Source organism: Roseiconus lacunae, assembly GCF_008312935.1.
In the GTDB taxonomy this organism is placed as follows: Bacteria; Planctomycetota; Planctomycetia; order Pirellulales; family Pirellulaceae; genus Stieleria; species Stieleria lacunae.
Genome location: NZ_VSZO01000043.1, coordinates 191,678 through 217,135, shown reverse-complemented (window position 1 = coordinate 217,135; position 25,458 = coordinate 191,678). Strand labels below are relative to the sequence as shown.

Annotated in this window: 17 protein-coding genes; 6 read left to right on the top strand and 11 right to left on the bottom strand. The window is 56.2% G+C overall.

What is annotated here, in order from left to right; genetic code table 11:
- The first annotated feature begins 418 nt into the window (after nucleotides 1-418).
- Nucleotides 419-1,288: a glycosyltransferase family protein gene (locus FYC48_RS23090; RefSeq protein WP_160149725.1), complete on the top strand. Its 870-nt coding sequence runs from the start codon at nucleotides 419-421 to the stop codon at nucleotides 1,286-1,288.
- Between the two features lie 250 nt (nucleotides 1,289-1,538).
- Here FYC48_RS23090 and FYC48_RS23085 read toward each other — a convergent pair whose 3' ends face one another.
- Complete coding sequence (locus tag FYC48_RS23085; RefSeq protein ID WP_149499144.1) at nucleotides 1,539-2,525, bottom strand: hypothetical protein; 987 nt, start codon at nucleotides 2,523-2,525, stop codon at nucleotides 1,539-1,541.
- A 763-nt stretch (nucleotides 2,526-3,288) separates the two neighbouring features.
- On the opposite strand from FYC48_RS23085, the gene FYC48_RS23080 reads away from it, so the two are divergent.
- Nucleotides 3,289-3,510 carry a BON domain-containing protein gene (locus FYC48_RS23080; protein WP_149499143.1) on the top strand — a complete coding sequence of 74 codons (222 nt, stop codon included), beginning with the start codon at nucleotides 3,289-3,291 and terminating at the stop codon, nucleotides 3,508-3,510.
- Nucleotides 3,511-3,528: 18 nt separating this feature from the next.
- Here the strand turns inward: FYC48_RS23080 and FYC48_RS23075 are convergent, their stop codons facing one another.
- Nucleotides 3,529-4,314, bottom strand: coding sequence for a TIGR00282 family metallophosphoesterase (locus FYC48_RS23075; RefSeq protein WP_149499142.1), 786 nt, complete (start codon nucleotides 4,312-4,314; stop codon nucleotides 3,529-3,531).
- A gap of 220 nt (nucleotides 4,315-4,534) precedes the next feature.
- Here FYC48_RS23075 and FYC48_RS23070 point away from each other — a divergent pair, with 220 nt between their 5' ends.
- Together FYC48_RS23070 and rpmA are read left to right on the top strand one after the other, a co-directional pair.
- A complete protein-coding gene (locus FYC48_RS23070) occupies nucleotides 4,535-5,857 on the top strand; it encodes a glutamate-5-semialdehyde dehydrogenase (RefSeq protein WP_261345088.1) in 1,323 nt (440 codons plus the stop codon).
- Between the two features lie 375 nt (nucleotides 5,858-6,232).
- Nucleotides 6,233-6,478 carry a 50S ribosomal protein L27 gene (gene rpmA, locus FYC48_RS23065; RefSeq protein WP_149499140.1) on the top strand — a complete coding sequence of 82 codons (246 nt, stop codon included), beginning with the start codon at nucleotides 6,233-6,235 and terminating at the stop codon, nucleotides 6,476-6,478.
- A 157-nt stretch (nucleotides 6,479-6,635) separates the two neighbouring features.
- On the opposite strand, the gene FYC48_RS23060 is transcribed toward rpmA, so the two are convergent.
- The 4 genes from FYC48_RS23060 to FYC48_RS23045 all read right to left on the bottom strand — a co-directional run bounded on the left by FYC48_RS23060 (nucleotide 6,636) and on the right by FYC48_RS23045 (nucleotide 12,173).
- On the bottom strand, nucleotides 6,636-7,658 hold the full coding sequence (locus tag FYC48_RS23060; protein ID WP_149499139.1) for a serine/threonine protein kinase: 1,023 nt from the start codon (nucleotides 7,656-7,658) through the stop codon (nucleotides 6,636-6,638).
- Nucleotides 7,658-7,972 carry a 50S ribosomal protein L21 gene (gene rplU / locus FYC48_RS23055; RefSeq protein ID WP_149499138.1) on the bottom strand — a complete coding sequence of 105 codons (315 nt, stop codon included), beginning with the start codon at nucleotides 7,970-7,972 and terminating at the stop codon, nucleotides 7,658-7,660. Before rplU ends, FYC48_RS23060 begins: the two co-directional genes overlap by 1 nt.
- 162 nt (nucleotides 7,973-8,134) lie before the next feature.
- Complete coding sequence (locus FYC48_RS23050; protein WP_149499137.1) at nucleotides 8,135-9,577, bottom strand: DUF1501 domain-containing protein; 1,443 nt, start codon at nucleotides 9,575-9,577, stop codon at nucleotides 8,135-8,137.
- A 61-nt stretch (nucleotides 9,578-9,638) separates the two neighbouring features.
- Entirely contained in the window at nucleotides 9,639-12,173 is a 2,535-nt protein-coding gene (locus tag FYC48_RS23045) for a PSD1 and planctomycete cytochrome C domain-containing protein (protein ID WP_149499136.1), read from the bottom strand.
- 282 nt (nucleotides 12,174-12,455) lie between these two features.
- Here FYC48_RS23045 and pgi point away from each other — a divergent pair, with 282 nt between their 5' ends.
- Nucleotides 12,456-14,072 carry a glucose-6-phosphate isomerase gene (gene pgi / locus FYC48_RS23040; protein WP_149499135.1) on the top strand — a complete coding sequence of 539 codons (1,617 nt, stop codon included), beginning with the start codon at nucleotides 12,456-12,458 and terminating at the stop codon, nucleotides 14,070-14,072.
- Between the two features lie 52 nt (nucleotides 14,073-14,124).
- On the opposite strand, the gene FYC48_RS23035 is transcribed toward pgi, so the two are convergent.
- The 5 genes from FYC48_RS23035 to FYC48_RS23015 all read right to left on the bottom strand — a co-directional run bounded on the left by FYC48_RS23035 (nucleotide 14,125) and on the right by FYC48_RS23015 (nucleotide 21,773).
- The gene (locus tag FYC48_RS23035) at nucleotides 14,125-15,528 is read right to left on the bottom strand and encodes an ArsB/NhaD family transporter (RefSeq protein WP_149499134.1); all 1,404 of its coding nucleotides are present in this window, start codon (nucleotides 15,526-15,528) and stop codon (nucleotides 14,125-14,127) included.
- Between the two features lie 221 nt (nucleotides 15,529-15,749).
- Complete coding sequence (locus FYC48_RS23030) at nucleotides 15,750-16,805, bottom strand: hemolysin family protein (protein ID WP_149499169.1); 1,056 nt, start codon at nucleotides 16,803-16,805, stop codon at nucleotides 15,750-15,752.
- A gap of 199 nt (nucleotides 16,806-17,004) precedes the next feature.
- Nucleotides 17,005-17,640, bottom strand: a complete 636-nt coding sequence (locus tag FYC48_RS23025; RefSeq protein ID WP_149499133.1) for a PEP-CTERM sorting domain-containing protein — start codon at nucleotides 17,638-17,640, stop codon at nucleotides 17,005-17,007.
- A 115-nt stretch (nucleotides 17,641-17,755) separates the two neighbouring features.
- A complete protein-coding gene (locus FYC48_RS23020) occupies nucleotides 17,756-20,515 on the bottom strand; it encodes a beta strand repeat-containing protein (RefSeq protein ID WP_160149724.1) in 2,760 nt (919 codons plus the stop codon).
- Between the two features lie 499 nt (nucleotides 20,516-21,014).
- Nucleotides 21,015-21,773 (bottom strand): hypothetical protein, encoded by a 759-nt coding sequence (locus tag FYC48_RS23015; RefSeq protein ID WP_149499131.1) that lies wholly within the window; start codon nucleotides 21,771-21,773, stop codon nucleotides 21,015-21,017.
- 159 nt (nucleotides 21,774-21,932) lie between these two features.
- Here FYC48_RS23015 and FYC48_RS23010 point away from each other — a divergent pair, with 159 nt between their 5' ends.
- Nucleotides 21,933-25,088, top strand: coding sequence for an FG-GAP-like repeat-containing protein (locus FYC48_RS23010; protein ID WP_149499130.1), 3,156 nt, complete (start codon nucleotides 21,933-21,935; stop codon nucleotides 25,086-25,088).
- Nucleotides 25,089-25,458: the final 370 nt, after the last annotated feature.

Genomic DNA, 25,458 nt, shown 5'->3' with positions numbered 1-25,458 from the left:
CTAATGCCACAAGGTTGATCCTGAAACCAAATCAGAATGCTCCGCAATTGGTGGTCGCTCCAATCGCCCGAATCGTTTCACGTTAAGGCACTCTCACAACAACGCACGCGACTCCAGATCAAATGCGGTAGCGCGCGGTGTTCACTACGATTCAGAAAATCAGTTGGTCCGCCAGCGTATTCCCTCGTATCGACGGAGGCGATTCCTCGATAGCAATTGGAAAGCTTTGCCGATTATTCCGCTGGAGATGCCAGCGCCGATTATCACATAGGGGATCCACCCTTCCGCGATTGAAAATCGGGTGCCAACGATCCGATGCAATCTTTCGTTCGCCCGCTGAACGGCGACGACGTTTCTTTCGCTTGACTGGAGATTTCCAGTGTCAAACGCTTTGCGGAACCACCGCGTATCTGTAATCGTGCCTCTCGAACGTGAACACCAATTGTTCGAAGACACCTTGTTGAGTGTGCTGGAGAACGCCGACGATGATTGCGAAATCGTTGCGGTGCACAACGGCAGCTACGAAGACCCCTTTGAATTGGCCGGTGAGCTGGCACTCGTCACGGCCCGTTCGAGCAACCTTGTCGATCAAGTGCGTGACGCATTTGATTCGACCACGGCGCCCCTGGTTCAAATTCTCACCAGCGGAACCAAAGTTCACCCCCAGTGGCTGGACTCTGCGATCGAATCGTTCGACGAAGATACTGTCGGGGCAATCGTTCCACAGCAGCAACGCGATCGTCGTCGCGGAAACGCGGCCGGCTGGAACGACACCTCGGCTCGACTTTGCCAGCCGGTAGATACCCAAACAGGTTCGATCGACGGATTCTTCTTAGGCGGCGTTGTAATTCGTCGCCACCTACTCAAAGACCTGCTCGAAGCGGTCGCACCGGCGATGAATCACCCCATCGCGGTTGCATATGCATTCGGCGGTTTGCTACGACGCAGTGGCTGGTCGATTCGAGTTGCCAAGGGCTTTGAAGTGGACTGTTCACAATCGGTCACATTTGAAGATGCCTCCGATTTCGATCGTGGTCAACTGCTCGGTTCCATCCAAGCCCACTTGTTTTCAAGCAATCACGTGCCTTCACTCGGTTCAAGTATGATGACCGCGGTGTTTGGTGAAAGCTCGGTTGGAGAAGCCTTGGGAATGGCAAAACACCGAAACCGCCTTGCCGCAACCCGGCGAGCGATCGATGTCGCCTGCGTCGCAACACCCGATGAGGTCGCACGGCGAACGCGGATTCAGAGCGTTCCTGTTGAAGCACCATTTCGCCGAGCGGCATAACCTCGATAGTTCGCTAACACGTGCGTCGTTGCGATTCGAAACTCGGGGTTGATCGATCAGCCGACGAGCGTTAGCTCCGGTTATTACAACCCAACCGTGGCTAACGCCAAGCGTCTGATACGGAAAGCGAATCGAGAACTGCGATCGATCACCCGACGAGCGTTAGCTCCGGTTGTTCCCACTTAACCGTGGCTAACGCCAAACGGCTGATATTCAAACACATCCGTGGCTAACACCGTCCGGTTGATCGCTAGGACGGAACACTACGTTCGATCACGTCAGTTTCCGTAAAGGAGATCAGATCAACTCCGATCAACTTGGCGACCAAATCGCCATTTGCACCAAGGATGGTGGCCGTGCAAACGCCACCGTCCTTTTCTTTTTTGGAGCGTCCCGGTGTAGTCGCCAGCCACTTCGCGATCACGATCAAAGGTTCGCCTACATCAACTTGGCGCCCCATGACCAATTGGCCGATCCCCACCGGTTCACACTGATCGCGTATCATTCGTCGGCCAAATCGCGCGACGAGATCGAGCGCGGCGGCTAACACTCCGGGGCCGGTCAAGTCATTGCTGGGGCGACGGTGATGACACCATAAAGGCGACTTGTCAGGCGCCGCGAAAGCTGCCGCAGCGACAGGGATAGCGTCCGCACCGGGGCAACGCCCATACCCGATCGATTGTAATTGCCCGAAGGCACCGCTGGGCGAGACAGCGTCTTCTTGGCCTGGATCAGCCACGACCGGAAAGATTCTCGATCGCGGTATCGAATCCGCCAACCGTTGATCCAACTCGATATCTGTCAGTCGATCGATCCAATCGCCTGAAACATCGAAGTCAACGGATTCAAACACACTTGAATAGTGCAGGCTGGAGTGTTCGACGATCTGCCCATCACGATCGCGCCGATCGCAATACAGCCCCCAGCGCTCGCGAACATGACGATTTACCGCCGGTTCGTTGGTGCCAGTTCCCAAACGCGACATCCCCATTCGCCGCAATTCGATGGCGAAAGCGTCTTCGCTGTTCGGACTCAATCTTCGATGCTGGCGAACGTCGTGAATCGTGATCGGATGCCCGGGCGATGTCGGTCGCTGTGCCGCCGCGAAGACAAGCAATTCGAGCGCCACCGCTAACGGTAAGCTGGGTTTACCCTCGCCGCCTTCGATTTGCCCCCAGCGATCGTCGACCGGATCAAGCGTGATCGTCAGAGAGTCGGTTTCAACAAACAGTGTCATCGGGGATCGGCCGGCTGCATTTTTGTGTTGTATGAACTCGATCCCCCAAGGGTACACAAGTCACACGAACGCCCCGGCGTGTAAAGCTTGGGGGTGCGATGGATTGATACAGCGCATGAAAAAAGCCCCCGGTCCAGTACGAGATCCTAGGGGGGCGGAGGATAACGTTCTATCGGACCGGGAGCCGGTGGATTGTTGGTTCGACTGGACAACCAGCATCCTTGCGGTCGCCGGTCGAACGCTTAATAAAGCCAAGCTGAATGACTTCCTGCGTTGACCATTCAAACTCCGTTTAGGGGTCAACAACGATGCGTCCGCAGCGACCAAAAACAATGATGTTGATGGATGCCAGTGCAGGATCTCGCCAGTCATTTGGCTCAATCAACAACGTGGTTTGCGTCTGTCCCGAAGGTCATTCCCTTGCCTCGCTGTGATGGCCGGAGAATACGGGAGCCTGCCCGCAGGGGTCAAGGCAAATCGATTGGAACTCATCAATTTGTTTCTTGAATCTTTTTGCTATCAATCCCCGTCGCTGCACAAATTCGTGAGTTGTGGTATCGTTTGCGCCGCTGGCAAGACGCAAGCGTATTAAAACGAAGCTATGCTTTGTTTGAGTTACGAATGAAAGTCGTTAAGCAATCAATCAACTCCTGCCAATCATGGGCATTTTTGGCAGGTCCGTCTTAGGTGACGTGAAATAGTTGGTGTGTGAATAGTTATTGGGGCAGCCTCTTTTTCTTCGCGGAAAGACTTCGGATAAAAGATGGAAACTACGGACACAAAGAATCTCGCGGTCGCAGCATCACAAGTATTGGCCAGCAGCTCGGTTCCCGAGTTGCGAACATTGCGTGTCGATGAACAGTGCGATGAGCTACAACTTCACGGCAGCGTGCGCAGCTTTTACCACAAGCAACTTGCGCAAGAGGCGGTATTTCCGATCGCCTGTGGAAAGCAAGTGGTCAATTACGTCGACGTTCAAAACTAACGTCACGCGGTCGCCACTTTACTGGACGACAACGCGTTCTTGAAAACGCTCGATTGACAAGGCGCGGCCTTCATCGTCGGCTTCGACGATCGCACCGCAAAGCCGAACGTCGCCGGTCGCGACATGAAAATGGCATGGCTCGGCGGTTCGCGTGGTGTGCACGACGCGCTCGATATCTCGGCCGATGATACTTTCGTAAGGACCACACATTCCGACGTCACATTGGAATGCCGTTTCGCCGGGAAGGATACATGTATCCGCGGTCGGAACATGAGTGTGGGTTCCCAAGACCGCCGTGACTCGACCATCTAGGTAGCGCGCCAAGCATTGCTTGTCGCTCGTTGCTTCGGCATGCACATCGACCAAGATGTGATCGGTGTGTTCGCCGAGTTCGGCCAGCACATCATCGATCGCTTCGAAGGGACAATCGACTGGCTTCATGAACACGCGGCCCATCAGCGAGACCAACCCCAAGGGTTTCCGCCCCGAGCGTTTGATCAACGTCCAGCGGCGTCCGGCGGCATGGTGCGGGTAGTTGGCCGGTTTGACGATCCGGTCGCTCTTTTGCAGTGACGAAATAATGTCCTTGCGGCGAAAGATATGATCGCCCAGCGTCACGCCATCGATCCCATTGTCGATCAACGTATCGAACTGCTTGGGCAATAGCCCCGATCCGTCGGCAGCATTTTCCGCATTGGCAATGACGTAATCGAGGTCAAGCTCTTCACGGATTCGCTGCACGTTCTGCAACACGGCACTCATCCCCGGTTTACCAACAATATCACCGAGGAATAAAAACTTCATAGCCGCCGCTTAGCTCGTGCAGGTTGGAGAGATTATCGAAAAGGATGCGTGATTGAAACGATTCGCTTTGCCGTGAGCCGACGGCCCATGCGACCGATGGTGCTTTCACCATTTTAGAGAGCAGGACCAACGGTATCCGCGGGATCGCCGGTCGTCAACGCTACCGAATGACCAGCGTTGACGGAATGTGGGTGTTGCCATCACCGCATAGTCAGAGAAAATAGACCACCGACGACAAACTAGATCGAAGCCTTACCGTAAAGACGTTATGAACACCGCCACGGCAACCGACCTCGCTGCCTACTGTGCTGAAACCGCAAGAAACGCCAAATCAGCCTCGGCCGAACTCGCCATTCTCGATGCCTCGGCAAAGAACCGCTGGCTCAACGAATCCGCCGACGCGCTTATTTCAGGGGCTGAGTCGATCATCGAAGCCAATGCCAAGGACCTCGATGCTGCCCCCGGATACGGGCTGACTGATGCCGCGATCGACCGCTTGCGGCTCGACCGGCAGCGGATCGAAGGGATCGCAACGGCACTGCGTGAAATTGCGATGCTACCCGACCCGATCGGCGAAGTCCTGGACGGATTCACTCGCCCGGGAGGCTTGCAAATCACCAAGAAACGCGTGCCCCTTGGCGTGGTGTTCTTCATCTACGAAAGCCGCCCCAACGTGACCGCCGACGCCGCCGCGATTTGCGTCAAGAGCGGAAACGCGGTGATCCTTCGCGGCGGAAAAGAAGCGATTCACAGTAGCCAAGCAATCGTCAACCTGATGTGCGAGGTCGCCGAGCGATGTGGTCTGCCTAAACATGCCGTCCAGTTGGTCAACACCACCGACCGGACTGCCGTCGGCGAGTTCCTCGGGCTGGGGGACCTGATCGATGTTGCGATTCCACGTGGAGGCGAAGGCCTGATTCGCCGCGTCGCCGCCGAGGCAACGATGCCGGTGATCAAGCATTACGACGGCAACTGCCATGTCTACGTCGACGAAACGGCCGACGTCGAAATGGCTGCGTCGATTGTCGAAAACGCCAAGTGCCAGCGGATGGGCGTTTGCAACGCATGTGAATCGCTCCTGGTACACGAATCGATCGCGGCGAAGGCCCTGCCCAAAATCGCCGAAAGACTTGCCCAACACTCCGTAGAAATCCGCGCCGACCAACGGGCCAAAACATTAATCCCAGGAAGCATCTCGGCGAACGACGACGATTGGGGGGCAGAGTACCTGGGCCCGACGATCAGCGTCGCGGTGGTCGATTCCATCGACGAGGCAATCAGCCACATCAACCGCTACAGTTCCCACCACACCGAAGCGATCGTGACCAGCAGCCTCGCAGCTGCCGAGACATTCACCGCGGGCATCGATAGCTCTGCCGTGATGGTCAACGCCAGCACACGCTTCAACGACGGCGGCGTATTTGGGCTGGGGGCTGAAATCGGGATCTCGACTGACAAGTTTCACGCTCGCGGCCCATGCGGACTGCGCGAGCTGACGACCTACAAATACATCGTCAAAGGCAACGGGCACCTGCGGACCTAGCCCAGGCTGCCAGCTGATGCGTTTCCCCTCAACTGTTGCAGCGATCGGCTCAGCTGCAACCCGCCGTTCCCAACGCAACGACGTGCCGTAGCCACGGGTGCTAGCCCGTGGTTGCCTGCCTCAGTTGTCATCCGCAGCCTCGAAGGGCGGTAGGCGTTGTGCCCTTCCCATTGGACGACCAGGCTAAAGTTCACACCCCCGCCCACTCGATGAACATCTCTGCCTAGGAACCGAAACCGTGTTTTAGCCCGATGAGCCTTGAATTTGGCTGCGCTGGCCGCTATCCTCCTGGGCCCTCAACAGAGCACATCAGCGGTCTCTCGTGGTCGCATTCATAAAATCGCCTAAAAACTACACTTAGAAAGGCCCAGAGCAATGGCACACAAGAAAGGACAAGGCTCCAGCCGCAACGGTCGCGATTCAAACGCCCAACGCCGCGGAGTCAAGAAATTTGGTGGCGAAGCCGTCAAAGCCGGCAACATCCTAATCCGCCAGTGCGGCACCAAATGGCGCGCCGGCAGTGGCGTTGGCCAGGGCAATGACTACACCCTGTTTGCGTTGGTCGACGGAAACGTGAAATTCGACCAAAAAGGACGCCGCATCAACGTCGTCACCGCCTAAGCAGCAACCCAAGCTGGGCAACCTAGCTCAAACACAAACGCCTGCGGGCCGGCCAATACACGCCTTGGCTAGCCCGCAGGCTTTTTTCGTGCGCCGACACACCGCCAAACCGCAATCACCAAAACTTTCGGCAAGCCCCACCACAGAACCAAGAGACTCACTGACCAGTCGCCGCAGACAGCGCGACTAATGCGACGATGGCGATCGCGATGACAGATACAGCGATCGCCAGGCGCGTCCCGCTTATTTCGCGGGTCTGTGGCTCAAGGCGACGACGAATCCGCTCGACCAACTCCGTCCGCCCGGCTGGAAACACGTGCTCCTCGGCCGGCTGCAATGCCTCACCGTGGTCCTCCCGGTAACCATCGGCGACCTCCAACATGACCGCCTGGACCTGCCGAGCATTGAAAGGACGATCATCTGGCTTCTTCTCGAGAAGCTTTAAAATCACCTGATCGACCTCAAAGGGACACTCGGCAAAGTCCCGAACCGAGGGCGGCTTCTGCTTGAGATGCTGATCGAACAGCTGAGCATAATTTTCACCGAGAAAGACTTTTCGGCAGGTCAGCATTTCAAACATGCAGCAGCCGAGGGCGTAGAGATCCGCCTTCCCAGAAACCGACCGATCGCCGGTGATCTGCTCGGGAGCCATATAGGCGTGCGTGCCGACGGTGACCTGCCCGACCGTCAAATCTCCAGCGGTGAGGTCACGAGCAATTCCAAAATCACCGAGCTTGACCTCGCCACCAGGCGTCAGAAACAAATTGCTCGGCTTCAAATCACGGTGGACAACGCCATGATTATGAAGGCACTGAAGTGCACTACAGATCTGGCGAGAGATTTCAACGACGGCCGTCCAGTGCAACGGACCGCCAGACTCGAGTAGATCGGCAACGGTCCCACCGGAGACAACCTCCATCGCATAGAACAGCGACTGATCACCGTCGTCGCGCCCGCCACCCAGGTAGGCAACCACGTTCGGGTGCCGCAGTCGCTCCATGATGGTCATTTCGCGTTTGAACCGCGCACGGATCAGCGTGTTCTGACTGACCTTGGGATGGAGCTTCTTCAGTGCGACCTGGCGCCCTGTTTCTTTCTCCGTTGCCAAATAAATCGTGCCAACGGTGCCGACGCCTAAGATATCGCCCAGCTCGTAATCAGTGAGCCGGTCGGAAGGCATTACGCACCCGCGATGTCAGTGATTTTGACACGGGTGAAAAGCTGGCGGTGGCCGATACGACTTTTGCTGTGCTTGCGGCGACGGAACTTCTGGACGTACAGTTTTTTGCCTTGCTTGGCACCGACGACCGATGCGGTGACACTCGCACCATCGACTGTCGGGGCACCGAGTTTCAGGCCCGAATCGCCACCAACGGCGAGAACCTTGTCAAACGTCAGGCTTTCACCGGCAGGGGTTTCACGGTAATCCAGGTCAACTTCCATGCCTGGCTCGACGCGGTACTGGCGACCGCCGTCAACGATAATGGCGTACATTCGATTTCGTATTATAACCGAGGACGTAGTTTTGTTCGATTTCGGGCCCCAGAGTGTATCGGCCGACTACAGGTGCGTACAGGGCTAATTCCAACCTATTTTTAGCAGCCGCAGCGACAAATCAGCATCATGGCACGAGGTTAGCTAAGCGAGGCACCAAAGTTAACTCAAGACGTCGTCAATCACATGCGCTTCTTCGACACCGGTCAGCCGAGTGTCCAACCCCTGGTAGGGGTAACTGAAACGTTTGTGGTCAATGCCCAGCATGTGCAACATCGTCGCATGCAGGTCACGAACGTGAGTGACATTCTCGACCGCGTTGTAGCCCAACGGATCGGTCGCGCCGTAACTGGTCCCCCCCTTTACCCCACCACCGGCCATCCACATCGAAAAACCCTTGATGTGATGGTCACGACCGGCACCTCCTTTGCCTTGAAACATTGGCGTGCGACCAAACTCACCGCCCCAAATCACCAAGGTGTCATCCAACATGCCGCGTCGCTTTAAATCCTGGATCAGTGCCCAAGTCGGACGATCGGTCAGTCCGCAACAAATTTTCATGTAGCGTTCCAGCCCGCCATGGTGATCCCAGCCACGATGGTAGAGCTGGATGAACCGCACACCGCGTTCGGCCAAACGTCGCGCGAGCAAACAGTTACTCGCATAGGATCCGTCACTGCCCTTGGCGCCATACATGTCCAAAACATCCTGGGGCTCATCAGAAAAGTCGACCAACTCCGGCACCGAGGTTTGCATCCGAAAGGCAATTTCGTAGGCCGATAGACGAGTCTGAATCTCCGGATCGGGAACGCTTTGGAAACGGTGCTGATTCAGCTTCGCGATCGCATCGACGACCCGGCGCTGCCCATCGTGACCGACGCCGGCGGGAGGATCGACATAGTGCACCGGGGGCCCGGCGGCGTTGAACTCCACCCCTTGGAATCGGCTGGGAAGAAAACCGCTGCCCCATTGACGTGAAGCGATCGGCTGCGGATTCCGGCCACCAACACTGGTCAGGACGACAAAGCCGGGTAAGTCATCGCATTCGCTGCCCAGCCCATACGTGACCCAAGATCCCATCGAAGGCCGACCGGCGAGCGCCGTACCACAATTCATGAAAGTATGAGCCGGGTCATGATTGATTTGCTCTGTCACCATCGACCTGAGCACACAGATGTCGTCGGCCATACGTTGATGATACGGCAAGAAATCGCTGATCACTTGCCCGCTTTCCCCACAGCGTTTGAATTGAGTGAGTGGCCCCTGGACCTTCAACTCTTTGCCGGCAAGCTGTGCGATCGGTTGGCCTTCGGTGTAAGACGTCGGCATCGGCTGACCATCGAGTCGCGCCAACTCTGGCTTTTCATCAAACGTCTCCAAATGCGACGGGCCCCCAGCCATGCACAAAAAAATCACACGCTTGACGCGTGGTGGGATGTTGGGCAATCCCTGTATGCCCGGCGGCAGACCATTGGCCATTGCTTTCGTCAGCCCAGCCGGCAATGGTGCGGCGTGCCCGGATCGCCCAAGCAAACCGGACAACGCGGCCGAGCCAAGCGACAATCCGCTGCCTGACAAAAATGTCCTGCGGTTCCAATGATTCATGATGAGTTGTGAACTTACAAAAGGATGGCTGACGATTGACGAGAGCGAGCTGGCGAGGCACTCAGGGGCGGTAGAGTGTTTCGTGCAGATTGAAAATCACCCGACAAGCCGACGTCCACGCGGCGCGTTCTGCCATACCGCTTTCCGTCGGCCAAGCAATCGGGGTAGCATCGGCGAGCGACAACAAGCCGTCGGCCGCTGCCGCGTCTGTTTGATATCGCTTGTGTTCGGCGTCAAAAAGGTCGAGAAGTGTTTGCAGTTCGATCGGATCGGCTTTCCGCGAAAGGGCCAATCGAAAGGCATGGTGAATTCGATCCTGTGTCTCCGTCGCGGCTCCGGCGGAAGATTCCGTTTCGCGGAGGACTCGTGCGGCGAACGCTTGGGCCGCGATCACGAACGTCGGATCATTCAGCAGGGCTAATGATTCCAAAGGCGTGTTGCTGCGTGACCGCTGAGCGGTGCATTCCTCTCGCGACGGGGCGTCGAGCGCCTTCATCATCGGATGAACGAACTGACGTTGCCAGTGCGTGTACACGCCTCGCCGCCACTGCATCGCACCGGAATCATGCTGGTATGTCCGACGGGGAAAATTCAAGTGGCGATAATACCCGGCCGGCTGAAACGGCTTCGCACTTTGGCCACCGACTTGATCATCCAGTAATCCTGAAATGAACAAGAGTGAATCGCGTACCGTTTCGGCGGGAAGTCGGTGACCGGATTGCACGGCGCCGACCAAACTACTTAATTCTGATTGCGAAGTCTTGTTGTGCAGTTCGGACGCGGCCGCGACCTGACGACGGTACGTTTCGCTCGTCACGATGATCCGTACCGTCGCCTTGATATCCCAATCACTGTCGATCAACACGCCGGCTAAGTGATCGAGCAACGCGCTATGGCGAGGAGGCTGGCCCTGCCCACCGAAATCGGCAAGCGATGGGCTAATGCCCTGACCACTGTAGAGGTACCAAAGCCGGTTGGCGAACACTCGGGCGGTCAACCGCCCGATGCCCTCCTCACAATCAAACAACCAATTCGCCAAATGCAGTCGATTGGCGCGAGCGTCGGGCGCGAGCTTTGCAAATCGATGAATGTCCCCGAGGAACGCCGGAACCGCCGGGGCGACGACATCCCCACTTTCATCAAGCCAGTTTCCGCGGGGAAGGAAGCGCGTCTCTCGCGGGGACTGCATTGCCTTGGTAATCATTGTCCGCACCCGACGGCCATCGATCTCCTTTCGCTGCTCGCGCAGCATCTCGGCGACAGCGGTATCACCTTGCTCCTTCGCCTCGGCGATCGCCCGATCGATCGACTCTAAACGCATTCGATCGGTCGCCGAAAGCACATCGATCTCGGGCTCACGCCGCGTCGGTAGCGCATTGGAGCCATTCTTGAAATGCGCCTCATCGTCAACGTCCGCAAAGAACGCAGCCATCGAATAGAAATCGAGTGCCGTGTACGGGTCGTATTTGTGATCGTGGCACTGGCAGCAGCCCATCGTCGCCGCCATCCAGACTTCCGAAACATTGCGAACTCGGTCGGCCGCATAGATCGCTCGGTACTCCTTCGGTTGCAACCCGCCTTCGTGGGTCGTTTGCAGCAAGCGATTGTACCCCGATGCGATCAATTGATCCGTCGTCGGTTCGTCTAGTAAATCGCCGGCGAGTTGTTCACGACTAAACTGATCGAGTGACTTGTTTTGATTGAGCGAATCAATCACCCAGTCGCGGTAAGGTGCAATGTTATGTATCTGGTCTCCGTGGTAGCCGACGGTGTCGGCAAATCGAACAAGGTCCAACCAATACTCGGCGAATCGCTCGCCGAATCGAGGCGAAGCGAGCAGCTCGTCGACCCGACGCAAGTACGCATCGGGCTGGTCATCTTTAAGGAACTGGTCGACCTGCTCGGGTGACGGAGGCAGCCCGAGCAAGTCGAGCGACAACCTTCGCAATTGATTTCGCCGTGTCGCCAATTCAGCCGCATGGTGCCGCTGGCGGTCGAGATCGCGTCGGACCAGACTATCGATCGCGTTCACCCCGCTTGCCACACCGGGCGGAATCGAAACTGGCTTTGGCGGGACATACGCCCAGTAAGCTTCATAGGGAGCACCTGCGTCGACCCAGCGGCGGAGAATTTGGATTTCGTCTTCGGTCAAACGTTTGCCGATGTCCGCCGGCGGCATTCGCAAGTCCTCATCGGTTTCCAAAATGCGCGCGATGATTTCGCTCTCATCGGCGTTTCCGGGAACGATCGCGTATCCATGAGCCGCTTCGGCTTGGTCTAGACGCAGATCGGCACCGCGATGAGCTTCATCTGGACCATGACATGCGAAGCAATGATTGGACAGGATCGGCCGGACGTCCCGATTAAAGGAGAGCGTTTCCCCTCCGTTCAGTTCCGCAGCCGGGGCAAGACCGAGCCACGCGAACGCGACGGCCAAACCTTTGCAAGCCAAACCGGCCCAGCTCGACGCCGCGTGACAATGACTGCTGCGTGAGTTTGCCAAAACAGCACGACCCTCATGAAAATTTCCGTTCCTGACGGATTGACCGACATCGAGCTTACGACGTGTGTGAATCGAGAGATAAGCAGAACGCATCTGTTCGCAATGAAATCTGTTCGCAATGGATAACCTTAGGGATGATCAATCCCCAGTCTACACGGCCTTGGGGTGACGCGTGCGATACGCCGACGTTCGCTTGCCACCGGCTATCACGCGATCGACCGATACCGCTAAACTGCGATCACACCGGACCGGCGATCCGGGCGCACCCAACGGCCACATTGCTTCGCTGCAATGCATTCGCCCTCGCCGCGATAAAAACGAATTACATTTCCAACCATTCTCTTCCTTCGGGCACCACTTCTTCGGGCAAAAACAATGAGCAGCTTGACCGACCAGAACGCATGGAAAAAATTGACTTCCCACTACGCGTCAATTCAGTCCAAGCATCTGCGTGAATTTTTCGATTCGGATAATCAGCGAGGTCAGAAGTTTTCGCTCGACGCTTGCGGGATTTTTCTCGATTATTCGAAAAACCGCATCACCGGCGAAACGATCGACCTGCTGCTCGACTTGGCGCGGGAATCGAAGTTGCCCGAGCGAATCGAAGCGATGATGACGGGCGAAAAAATCAACATCACGGAAGATCGCGCGGTGCTCCACACAGCACTTCGCGCACCACGCGATGCCGAGATCATCGTCGATGGCGAAAATATCGTCCCCGAAGTCCACGCCGTCCTAGACAAGATGAGTAGCTTCTGTGACTCGATCACCAGCGGCGACTGGACCGGTCACACCGGAAAACCGATTCGCAACATTGTCAATGTGGGCATCGGCGGCTCCGACCTGGGCCCCGTCATGGCTTACGAGGCGCTCAAGCATTACGCCAATCGCGATTTGACGTTCCGTTTTGTCAGCAACGTTGACGGCACCGACTTTGTCGAAGCCACCGCCGATCTGAATGCCGACGAAACGCTGTTCATCATCGCGTCGAAAACTTTCACCACCCAAGAAACGATGACCAATGCTCATTCGGCGCGAGAGTGGTTGCTGAAAAACCTGGGCGCCGATCAATCCGCCGTTGCAAAACATTTCGTCGCCTTGTCGACCAACGCCGACGAGGTTTCCAAGTTCGGAATCGACACCGACAATATGTTCGGTTTCTGGGATTGGGTCGGCGGTCGATATTCGATGGACAGCGCGATCGGATTGTCGACGATGCTCGCGATCGGTCCGGACGGATTTCGCGAGATGCTGGCAGGCTTTCGTGAAATGGACGAACACTACCGCACCGCGCCCCTGGAGAAAAATCTGCCGGTGCTGCTGGGGCTGCTGACGGTTTGGTACACCGATTTCTTTGGTGCCCAGACCACCGCCGTGCTGCCGTACGACCAGTACCTCAAACGCTTTCCCGCGTACCTGCAACAGCTGACGATGGAAAGCAACGGCAAGTCGATCACGCTCTCCGGCGACCATGTGGACTATGACACCAGTCCGATCTACTGGGGTGAACCGGGAACCAACGGCCAGCATTCGTTTTACCAGCTAATTCATCAGGGGACCCACTTGATCCCTTGTGATTTCATCGCCTTTGCCAAGTCACTAAACCCGATCGGCGATCATCACGACAAATTGACTGCCAATGTCTTTGCCCAAGGCGAGGCGCTCGCGATGGGCAAGACGCGCCAGCAGGTGCTCGATGAAGGCACATCGGAAGAACTGGCGCCGCACCGCGTTTTTGAAGGCAATCGCCCCTCGAATACGCTGCTGATCGAAAAACTGACGCCCGCCGTGCTGGGCAAGCTGGTCGCCCTCTACGAACACAGCGTCTTTACCCAAGGCGTGATTTGGCAGGTCAATCCGTTTGACCAATGGGGCGTCGAACTTGGAAAGGTCTTGGCCAAGAAGATCGTTCCCGAACTGCAATCATCCGATCAACTACAACACGACAGCAGCACGAACCAACTGATCGAACGCTATCGCAACCTGAAGTAATGCGACGACGATTGCCAATCAGCTCGCGGCGGTGCCACAGCCATCGCCGCGATTAAAGACTTGGCAACCAACCACGATCTGATGCGATCAACATGTACCCGATCGCACCTGCGACTTGGATCAGCATGATCGTGCCGCCAAGCTTCAAGAACGTGCCCCAGCCGACGTGGACCCCGGCTTCTTTCTTAAGGGCATAGATCGCGATCACACACGAGATCGACCCGATTGGTGTTCCGTTGCCGCCTAGGTTGCAACTGATGATTAACGTCCACCAGAGCGTCTCGATCGGAACGCTCGGATCGGCAGCGATGTCTTTGACGATCGGAATGAGCGTCGCCGCGACGGGAATATTATCGACGATGCTACTGGCGACCGCCGAGAAAACACCAAGCAGCGGTACGAGCAAGGTAATTTCGTTATCGGAGAACTCGACGACTTGTTTTGCGACCCATGCGAGCGCTCCGGTTTGCTTGACGCAACCGATGATCACGAACAGCCCCATGAAGAACAGGATAACAGTCCAATTCACCTTGTGAATCGCATCCTCGACGCCTTTGCCGGCGAACAGCAACGCGGCCGTCGCGCCGACCATGGCGACAAAGTCCATGCCCACGCCGAGCTGTTGGGCGAAAACAAAGCCAACTACCGTTGCCATCAGGATGGTCGCACTGCGAATCAAAACCCGTTTGTCCTCGACCATCGCCCACGGATCAAAGGTTTCGATTTGGGCTTTCAATTCCTGACGCTGCTGATCGCTTTGCTTCCAAGGCAGGTCGTTGCGAAAGAAAAAACGCAGCACCGCGACCGCGATCACCAAACTGACGACCGCGTACGGAAGGCTGACTTGCAAGAAGTGCGCATACGGTATCCCGGCAGCGGTCCCGATCATGATGTTAGGCAATCCGCTGGCGAACGTCGCGATCGCACCACTGTTAGCGCAAATCGCCACACTGAGCAAAAACGGCATCGGTTTGTAGTTCAGCGATCGACAAATGACCAAAACCAGAGACGAAAGAATCAACATCGCGGGAACGATGGTCAACACCGCGACAAACAAGAACGTCACCAGGCAAAGCGTCAGGTAAAGCTTGGTTGCCGAACCGCCGGTGAAACGAACGATGTACATCGACAAAAAATGGAACAGGCCGCTCTTGCCAACGACATCAACCAAAATACCGGTGCCAATGATCACGCCAAAGATATTCAGGTCTTCCTTCAGAAAGTCATAAACCTGGTGGTATTCAAATAGATGAAGCACCAAACCCAAGATGACCAGCACTGCCGCGCCACAAAGCGCAGCAACCGTTTTGTGAAAACGCTCCACCGCGACGCCAACATAAGTTGCGCACATGACGGCGGCGAACAACAGCATGATCCCTGGCGACGCCGGTTCGACCGCCGGCGCGTCGGCGGAAGCAGCCAAAAACAGTGGTGACGTCGTGATCGATTCGGTCATTGCGTCCAAACTCGGGAGCGTGACTGGTGCGGCGGGCTTGTCCTCGACGCGCGCTTGACGATCGACAGTGCCGTCCTCACGCGTGCTGATACAGCGATCATCCTACGGCGGTTCCGCGATCAAGTCGATATGCATTGACTTGATGCGAAGACTTCGCCGATTGCATCGGCCCGACATCGCCAATCGCAGCGAAAAGCCGAGGAACCGAAAGCATCCTCGGGCTACTGTGTTTCATCCGGGATCTGTAACCCCATCTTCTTGGCACGTTCTTTCCAACGTTTTCGCGCCAATTTTTGCATGTCAATGCTTTTGTCGTGCTCGTCGACAATCTCAAGCCCCAGCAACGTTTCGATGACATCTTCGAGTGTCACGATGCCCTGGGTGCTTCCGTATTGGTCGGTCACCAACGCGATGTGCTGGCGATCGCCGAGCAGCCGATCGAACGCGGCTTTCGCACTCGTACCGGCGTCGAGCGCCATCATTTCGCGGCGAAGTTTCGAAAGCGGCAAATCGTCATCGTCTTTGGCGGCCGCGAGCAGCAACTCGGATCGCATCACAAAGCCAACGACTTGATCGAGATTCTCTTGATAAATCGGCACACGTGAAACCGGTAATTCGGGCTGCTTTTCCATAAACTCGCCAATCGTCATCGATTGTGGAAATGCGATCACGACGACACGTGGGGTCATGATGTCGGCAACAGTGATTTGTGGGAATCGCATCAACGAACGGAACACTTCCGACTCGCCCTCTTCAAGCACGCCTTGCTGGGCACCGATCTCCGCCATCGCACCGAGTTCATCACGGGTCAACGTGTGGTGGCTTTTTCCTCCGGAAAGAAACTTCGTTAGTCGCTCACTGAGCCAAACCAACGGGTACAGCAACCAGATCAAGACCAGGACGGTCGTCGCCACGATCGGGCCGAGTGATCGCCAATAGAGAGCACCGAGTGTCTTGGGAATGATCTCGCTGAACACTAGGATCAGCAGCGTCATCACGGCGCTAACCACCCCGAGAGAAACATCTTCGAACGCGACCGCTGCCTGTGCCCCAACCCCGGCCGCCCCGATGGTGTGGGCGATGGTGTTCAGACTCAAAATTGCCGCCAGCGGACGATCGATGTTGTCCTTCAGGTGCTTCAGGCGTTCGGCGACCTTCGGTTTGTCCTTGGCTAACGTTGCGATGAACGAGGGCGTGATCGAAAGCAAGACCGCCTCGGCGATACTGCAATAAAACGAAAACCCAATCGCGACGCACAGATAGACAATCAGCAGGATCATTGGTGCCAGCCAGGATCGACGGAGAGAAACGAAGTCGAGTCAAAGCTACCGCCAAGCCAACTAAAAAACCACCCAGGACTGGATCCTAGGTGGTTTCAGAGATTCAAATTTTTCGCGGAGCCCGGATGGTTTCCGCCACAACATGCCCGGCAGCAAACGACAGCGGCGAGCAATCCGCGATTCAACAGGGCGTCGCCTACGACCGTCGACGCCGACGTGCCGACACGACTACCCCGCCAAGCCCCGCCAAGAACAAGCACGACGAAGGTTCCGGAATCGCGGTGACTGTGATCGAAAGGGTTCCCACACTGGCGATCGGATCGTATGTGGTTAAAATCGAATCGGCGATCCCATCCGAGTTCCCGGCCGTATTGAGCACCAGTTGATAATCGCCTTCGACCGCAACGCTTCGGTCGACTCGAAAATTAATGGTATGCAATAGGCGACTTTCGCCGGGGGAAAATTCGACCGCAGAAAACTGATTCTCTGCAATTGCGATGTCGCCGTTAGCAGGAGCAGTTGAGTTAACGGTCAGACCAATTGTGCCTGGGAAAACGTTGCCAGAAACGACAGCGTTGTTTTCTGGAATGGTGATACCAAGCGGAAGACTGAGTGGTGAAACCGGATCAAGATCGTACAACAATGTGTAGCCGAATGCGTTTTCAGCGACCACGCCGTTGTTTTCGAGAAACACATCAATTGAAGCGATCGCTATTCCAGATCGCGACGAGACGTCAACAGTCGCCGAGCCGATGTTGAGCACCAAGTCAGCTTGAGCCGCCGTGGCAAAGCACAAACAAGCGAAGATGGGAAGAAGAGTTTTTTTGATCATAAGTGCATCATCTGTGAAAAGTTCACTAGCTTTCCGATTTTAAACTACTCACTGAACAAAATTCAATAGTTTTGGTGGTGATGCCACCAAATGCCTCAGATTGCCCGTCGCAAGTCTAGAACAGATCTAATCCCAACTCGCCTTCGCCCGATCCATTCAACAAGTCTTCTTCAAGAAAAGCCTGGTCGATCGCTGTAGGCGAAGTCCCGCCGGCGAGAGCAGCTGGGATTGGCGGCGCGGCGGGCGTTCCGGTGCCGAGCCGGCTAAAGACCAGCCCGATATCTGGAGTCCCGATGAATTGATCCGCATCAATGTCGACGCGTGAGGAAATGACGTCTGACGGTGAGGTTCCCAAAGCAGCAAAGACAATCCCAATGTCGGGAGTACCAACAAAGCCGTCGCCATCGGCATCGCCGAACAACACGTTGAAGCGGAAGTTCAAGTCACCACCAGCAGTTCCGTTCCCTGACTGGTTGCTAACATCGTCGGTCCACTCACCATCGAGAGCGTTTCCAGCAGCATCGGTGACCGCATCGCGAATCTGCAACAGCAAAGAGTCTCGCAAAATTGGTTGGCTTAGTGTGATGGTTCCCACATTTGGACCATCAACTCCGTACTGGACCGTTGCTGAAGGTAGATAGTCGGCCTGGGTTGTCCCAATGAATGAGAGGTTAGCGGCGGTAAATGTAGAACCGACGTCTTCGCTAAAGACAACATAGATCGTATCGATTCCTGATGCCCAAGGAGCCGGACGGGTCTGCTCCGCTCCGGGCAATGAAAGCCCCAGTCCATTCCCGGCCCCCGCTCCATCGACGACGTCGATCATCGCATTTGACCAAGCGGATGAGGAAACGATCACATCCACCACTTCAGGTGGCGTGACGTCCGATGCGGTGATGGTGGTGACGGCCGAGGCGCTGTTATTCAACGGATCGTCCTCGGTTTCACCGGGATCGACCGTCGCGACCGCATCGACGGTGGTGGACGTCATCGCGCCCGCTGCGATCGTCGCGTCGACTCGGTAAATCACCTGATCGCCGGGTTGCAAATCAAACGTGTCATTGATGTCTCCGCTGCCATTGGTCAGCGTCGTCCCCTGTCCATTGATGACGTACGATCGACCGAATGATCCGAATCCGGATGACGGTTGCGAGAACGGTGCTCCGAAAATCACATCATCAAACCCATCCCCGTCGACATCGCCGGCGAACGATCCGATAAACGCCGCATCCTCTAACGTCGACGACTCCACCTTGAAACCATTGGTCCCGTCAAGGGTCAGCGGATTGACGCTCGATGGAAGCGCCTGATCGGTACCAAAGACAACGAACCCACCGACGAAGTCCGCATTGGCAAACACGGCGTCGGCCAATCCATCTCCGTTAAAGTCACCGCCCTTGCCGGCAAACACCTGGAAATCGAATGGCAACACATAGCCATTGGTTCCGTTCAGCGATGAAAGATCGAACGCGCCCGTCAGCGAATTCGAACCGTACAGGACGTACGCGTTGGAGGAGACACCGGCACCATCGATAACGGTGACATCCGCCAAGCCATCGCCATTGGCATCTCCGATCAAGTCGGCGCCGAGGCCAAGACTGGAGAGCTGTGATCCAGAGATTTCGATGCCAGCGACCGTCGGCATCGAACCGACATCAAAGGAAGCGCCATAACTGCCGTCACCAAAGACAATGTAGACCTTGCCCGTCCCCGAACCTGAAGCGGATACGATCAGATCGTCGATCATGTCACCGTTGAAATCACCGATCCCACTGACACTTCCCCCCAATCGGGCTCCGGTCTCGGACGTGGCAATCGAGAAACCGTTATTTCCGTCCAATCCAGCGGGCGACACCGTTCCGCTCGCGAATGATCCTGCGCCGAAGATCACGTACGCTTCGCCTTCGACCGATGCCAACGCGCTGCCCGATGCGCCGACAATCACATCGTCGAAACCATCGTTATTGATGTCGCCGGCTCCGTCGACACTTTCACCGAGCGAGCTACCTTCGGCGATCCCGGGAACTCGAAAACCATTGGTACCATCAAGCGTCCCGACATCAAAGCTGCTTCCAAACGCTCCCGAACCGAAGATCACGTAGGCTTCACCGGCACCCGCCAAGCCGCCCGGCGACTCACTGGAATTCCCCAAGACGATGTCGTCGATGCCATCGTTATTGACGTCGCCAGCATTCTGGGCTTGGACAATTCCGCCGACCGATCCAAAGCCATTAAAGACGAATCCGTTGGTGCCATCGATCGCCCCCAGATCAAAATCGTCCAGGCCGCTGTTGTCACCGTAGATCACATACAACGCATCGCTCACACCGACGGCGAAGTCATCGATGCCGTCATTATTAATGTCTCCAAGCCCCGAAACGGGCAACCCGGATTGATCGATCCCAGAGGCACCGGTCACAGCGAATCCGGTCGTGTCGGTGATGTCGCCGACCATGATGGTGGCAGGGTTGGTGCGTTGGACTTCTCTTTCCCACGTCACCCCGGTCAACCCTGCGTCAAAGGTGACCGTCAAGTTTGTATTTTCGGCCGAACCGGGGCCCGCGTTTTCAAACGTAATTTCGGATGTAAACGGGTCGCCCACGTCCAGCGGCCCCGGCTGCTGCACGATCGCCGCAGAAACATCAACGTTGCCGGCGACTGGCGGCGAAGCCAGAATTCCGGCGGCGACCTCTTCGCCCTCGGGAGCTCCCACCGCGCGAAATGCCAAACAGGCTTCCCGGCCCTCTTCGGTGACGACGACCTCACCAAAATTCGCTTCCGCGGCAGTCGGCAATGAATCGATAAACCCCGTGTCGGCGGCAAGCAGTTGCCGCCCCTCGAGCGATTCGACGATCACCTTGCGTTTCGTTTCCAATCGGCGGCTTCGCTTTGGTTGGCAGGGACCCGGACGGCGCGCAAGGGCACGCCTTGAGAGCTTGCGAAGCGACATGGATGCGTCTCAAAAGTTGCAGAGTGGGGAATTCAATCCGAGAAGGGATCGGAGGAGGAGGCTCGCACACCATTTAGGAAGGTGGCGCAGCCTGTGACGATAGCCACTGACATATCCAAAGTCAAATTTCGCCCCGCTCAGTCCACCTAAGGGCATCTCCATCTGGGGGAGAAGCACGCGGGGCCACCGATCGGCTGTCTCATCTGCCTCGACAGGAATCGACGCGCCAATTCCCGATTGCCTGGAAAATTAGCCGTCCAATCGCCCCCAAGCTCGCTGCCACCACGCCTCAATCGCGTCCGAAAATGTCAGCCGAACTCGCGGGCGCCTGCCCTGCCTCGCCTCGCAACCCTGGCCCGCCTCGCACCCCGCCCCGATCCGCGACGGACACCTCTCGCTTTAAACGCAGAAAAATGTTGGCAGCCTAATTCGATGAGGCGCTTGCCAGTTTTCCCAGTAAAGGAAGCAGGTCGCGGTACAAGTCCCTCTTAGGGTGGTGACCGCATGAATCACTCCGCAAGGTGAATTGACGATCGATCAGATGAAACCCCGGGATCATGTCAAAAACTTCCTGGCTCAATAGCGACGAGTCACCCTGAAGTACGATTTGACGGTTCTCTCGCTCCATCCCAAAGTGTTCTGCCCATCCGGCGACCTGCTGCGCCGTCGGTGGGCCGCTGGCATTGCCGTAAAGCAAGACTTGAACAAAGACGACGTCTTCCCCCAGCCGTACGTTCGCGAATTGCTTTGCATAGGTTTCGATAGAATCGAGCCCCGGCTGAACTTGATAGCCGCCAAATGCGCCACAATCTTTACCTCCGGCAAACGCTTGGCATCCATGACACGGCACGGCGGCGTACTCCACCAAAATCAACTGCCCTTCGAAGTCACTCAAACGGACAAGTTCACCGTTCTGGTCAGGCAAGACCAAGTCGGGGAAACGCTCGCCTTCGACCGGTGGCCAATTGCCTATCACACTCGGCGCCCGCGACGAAGGTCCGATCAAGGAGGTCAACTGGGCGACAATTCGTTTGGCACCAGACAGCGCCTCTGCAGTCGATGCCCCTGCAGTCGATTTTTGCAACGGCGAAGATTTCAAAATCACCGATCCGACCGCTACCAACATCACCACCGAGACCGCTCCCGCAGCGACAAGGAATACTAATTTCGATCGTTGATTCATAGCGTACGGGTAGGTTGTTTGAGAAAGAAAGGAGATGCGTAAATTTAGCTCGCCGTTTATCAAAATTCAGTAAGTCGTATAATTCAGATCGTCGCACCAGCATTTTTGACTGTGCGATAGCTGAACTCCGCCTTTCTTCGCCACTACGCGACTAACGCTATGCTCTCTCGTTCGCCTGCCTCCGGCGTCCCCCTCGTCGCGGCTTGGGATCTTGTCGCGACTGTCCTGCTGATTTGTGGGGCAGTTGGATGCGGAAAGAGCGACACGGAGACGCGACTCGAAGATTCTTCGACGTCTCAGATGTCGCCCGTCACCGATGATTCGAGTGCGTCGAATGCTTCGGCAACCACCGCGGACCCTTTGAACGAATCCACCGTTACAAAGCCGGATACGGGTTCATCGGATGGCGATCAAACGACCACCGGCGAGGCTCATTCCGGTCTCGTAATGTCTCGCGAGCGCCAAATCGATGCGGCACTCAATGCCCAAGACGATCAACGGTTTGGAGAAGCCATCGCTATTCTTCAGCAGCTTGTATTGCAGGACCCGAAAGACTACGTCTGCATCTTCCATCTTGCCAATGCCGAAGCCGGCCGGGGGAACCTAGAACTCGCAACCGAACTGTTGGCCGAAATCCCTCCGACTGCTCCGGATTCAGGATTACCTGCATTAGGCGTCGCAGCAGACTGGTACATGCAGCTGGAAAACTACGAATTGGCCGAACGCCGGTATCGCCAGATCTTGCAACTTGCCCCCCAGTTCAATATTGCGCGACGACGACTAGCATTTTTACTCAATCGCCAAGGTCGACGCCATGAAGCCAATGCCCTTGTCCGCGAACTGTGCCGCGCCGGTGACGTGATGCAGGACGAACTGTTCGGATTGATCGTCGAATCCGATGCGATGTATGACTCGGCAGGCAGCGAGAACGATTCTGTTCGTTCGCCGCGACAAACGTCTGCCGCCGATGATCGCTCGTATCGACCTATCGGTCCGCTCGCCGAGGCGCGGTACGAATTCACACGCCAACGATATTCCCGAGCAGTCGAGATACTGCAACCGTCGATCGAAAGTGGCAATGCCTCTCAAGCCGCGATCGCCTTTTACGGTCTCGCCGCCGCCGAAGGGCAATTGGAACAATCGTTTCGGCAATGGTTCACGAGGACCAATGAATCGACTCAAGTGTTTCCTGAATACTGGTCGGCGATCGGCACCTATCTGCTTCGTGAAACTCGCTATCGTGAAGCGGTCGGCGCACTGGCCGAGGCGATCCGTCTGGACGCTTCTGATCACCGCAGCGTCCGGCGTCTGATCCAGTGTTTTCGCTCTTTGGATGATCCCGAGAAGGAAACCGCATTCCAAACACGATACAAGCACCTCAATCGTGCGATAAGTTTGGGAAATGAAGTTGCGGACGCGACCGAGCCAAAGACTCGCTCCGACAAAATGGCTGAACTTGCCGATCAGTTAATTCAACTCGACAGACCGCTCGAAGCTATCCTTTGGAAATCGCTCGCGTTGGGTGCGATGCCGAATCACCGAACAGAACTGCAGCAACTCGGTCAATCTCTGCAAACCGTGGTCGCTTCGAGAAGCGGTTTCCCCAATGCGGCACAGCGATGGTGTGGCGTTGATTTATCTTCGTTTGAGAAGCCTCGTCTATCAGCCGACGATGTCGATGTGGCAAGCCGCGACGAGTCGCTGCCTAAACCCACCAAACGTCAGGCTCAACCGGCAAGATTCCAAAACGTCGCCCCCGATGTTAATCTCAACCACGGTTACGACGTTGCGACGAAACCTCAGCCGAACCGGTTTGCGATTTATCAGCAGCTCGGTGGCGGCGTTGCGGTGATCGACTACGACCTCGACGGCTGGGGTGACCTGTACCTCGCGCAGGGCGCTGCCGATCCACCGAAGTTCGAAGCGGAACGCTCGAATCAATTGTTGCGACACATTCCCGGCCGAGCGACTTCGCTTCTCGATCAAACCGAAGCCGCGGGGCTAACACAGCGTCAATACACAATCGGAGTGACCTCGGGTGATTGGAACCAAGACGGGTTTCCTGATCTTGCGATTAGCAACTTGGGCATCAATCAACTTTGGATCAATCGTGGTGATGGCACATTCGATTCTCGAAATCTTGATCGCCAAGCGGACTTCGAGCGTTGTGTTTCTTCGATCGCAATGGGCGACCTGACCGGCGATCACCTTCCCGATCTTGTTGCCTTGAATTACTTACGTGACCCTGATTTGATTCGACGGCCAGCACTCGACACCGATGGTAACGTGGCCGCTTCCATTGCTCCGTTGGAGTTTCAACCAGCGCTCGACAGCCTTTACCAAAATTCTGTGACCGGCGATTTCGCCCGTCGTTCAATCGGAAACTTGCCCGATGATGCCTGCACCGGTTTGGGCGTGATGATCGCGAACGTTGATCAACAACTTGGCAATGAGTGCTTTGTTGGGAACGACGCGCTTCAAAATCAGCTCTGGAAACAAACGCAGGAAGGAAGCTTGCTGGATGTCGCGATCGCGACCGGCTGTGCCTACGGTGCTCATAGTTTGGCGACCGCGGCAATGGGAATCGCCGCGGCGGACTTTGATCGTAGTGGAACGCTAGACTTTCATATCACCAACTTTTCGAAGGAACCGGTCAGTTTGTACCTTGGTCGCGACGGGACGTTTCGTGACCTTGCAATTCGTTTTGGCCTGGCCCCGGAAAGCACACCGATGGTTGGATTCGGAACTCAACCGCTTGATTACGACAATGATGGCTGGATTGACTTAATCGTCACCAACGGCCACGTCGATGATCTCGGCCACAAGGGAGAGACTTTTCGACAACCGATGCAGCTATTCGCAAATCTCGGCGACCGATTCGAAACAATCGCTAGTGATGATGATCGGTACTGGAATGCACCCCATCTGGGACGTGCGCTCGCGTCGCTCGATTTTAATCGTGACGGAAGACTTGATTGTGTGATTACCCATATCGCCGAACCTACGGCGCTCCTGGTCAACCAAACCGAGACAGACCATCATTGGTTACAGCTTCGTTTGATCGGGACCGCCAGCGAACGAGACGCGGTCGGTGCCCATGTCACGGTGGTCGCCGGCGATCAGCAATTCGAGCACTGGGTGTGTTCCGGCGATGGCTACCTATGCAAGAATGAATCGATCATCCACGTTGGTCTTGGAGACATTCCGACGGTTGACCAAATCATCGTACGTTGGCCCACCGGTACCCGGGAAGTGTTTCAAATGAGCGATATTGATCAGCGAGCAACTCTGGTGGAAGGGCAGAGTGGTGAATAGCTGAGAGTGCCCCGTCTAGACAAAAGGGATCGGGTTCGACTCATCAGCCGACGGGCACTCGGCCCGGTGACAGCATCGAAACCGTGGCTAACACCTATCGGCAGATCCTACCATCACAGATTGACGAAACACGAGAGATTTAAACCGTCGTCATTTTAGAGCCAACGTAGGCTCCGTCGCAAAACACAAACCGTCCTTGGCATATCTGCCGAACGGAGAAGGTCCTTTTTTTGAAATTGCGATGCCCACCTTTTCGCTGGGAGGGTCAGAGTCTTGCCAGCCCTTCGCGTCGCTGCCCTTTCGTTGGGAAAGAATGTCGGTGCCTGCATCAACGTTGTTCCAGCCACGTCACAGTTAGCCAGGTCGAAAT

Excerpts from the sequence above, each read along its gene's own strand:
- FYC48_RS23010 (WP_149499130.1), top strand. The coding sequence starts at position 21,933 with ATGCTCTCTCGTTCGCCTGCCTCCGGCGTCCCCCTCGTCGCGGCTTGG.
- FYC48_RS23050 (WP_149499137.1), bottom strand. The coding sequence starts at position 9,577 with ATGAATCATTGGAACCGCAGGACATTTTTGTCAGGCAGCGGATTGTCG.
- rpmA (WP_149499140.1), top strand. The coding sequence starts at position 6,233 with ATGGCACACAAGAAAGGACAAGGCTCCAGCCGCAACGGTCGCGATTCA.
- FYC48_RS23080 (WP_149499143.1), top strand. The coding sequence starts at position 3,289 with ATGGAAACTACGGACACAAAGAATCTCGCGGTCGCAGCATCACAAGTA.
- FYC48_RS23015 (WP_149499131.1), bottom strand. The coding sequence starts at position 21,773 with ATGAATCAACGATCGAAATTAGTATTCCTTGTCGCTGCGGGAGCGGTC.
- FYC48_RS23025 (WP_149499133.1), bottom strand. The coding sequence starts at position 17,640 with ATGATCAAAAAAACTCTTCTTCCCATCTTCGCTTGTTTGTGCTTTGCC.
- FYC48_RS23085 (WP_149499144.1), bottom strand. The coding sequence starts at position 2,525 with ATGACACTGTTTGTTGAAACCGACTCTCTGACGATCACGCTTGATCCG.
- FYC48_RS23075 (WP_149499142.1), bottom strand. The coding sequence starts at position 4,314 with ATGAAGTTTTTATTCCTCGGTGATATTGTTGGTAAACCGGGGATGAGT.
- pgi (WP_149499135.1), top strand. The coding sequence starts at position 12,456 with ATGAGCAGCTTGACCGACCAGAACGCATGGAAAAAATTGACTTCCCAC.
- FYC48_RS23060 (WP_149499139.1), bottom strand. The coding sequence starts at position 7,658 with ATGCCTTCCGACCGGCTCACTGATTACGAGCTGGGCGATATCTTAGGC.
- FYC48_RS23045 (WP_149499136.1), bottom strand. The coding sequence starts at position 12,173 with ATGCGTTCTGCTTATCTCTCGATTCACACACGTCGTAAGCTCGATGTC.
- rplU (WP_149499138.1), bottom strand. The coding sequence starts at position 7,972 with ATGTACGCCATTATCGTTGACGGCGGTCGCCAGTACCGCGTCGAGCCA.
- FYC48_RS23035 (WP_149499134.1), bottom strand. The coding sequence starts at position 15,528 with ATGACCGAATCGATCACGACGTCACCACTGTTTTTGGCTGCTTCCGCC.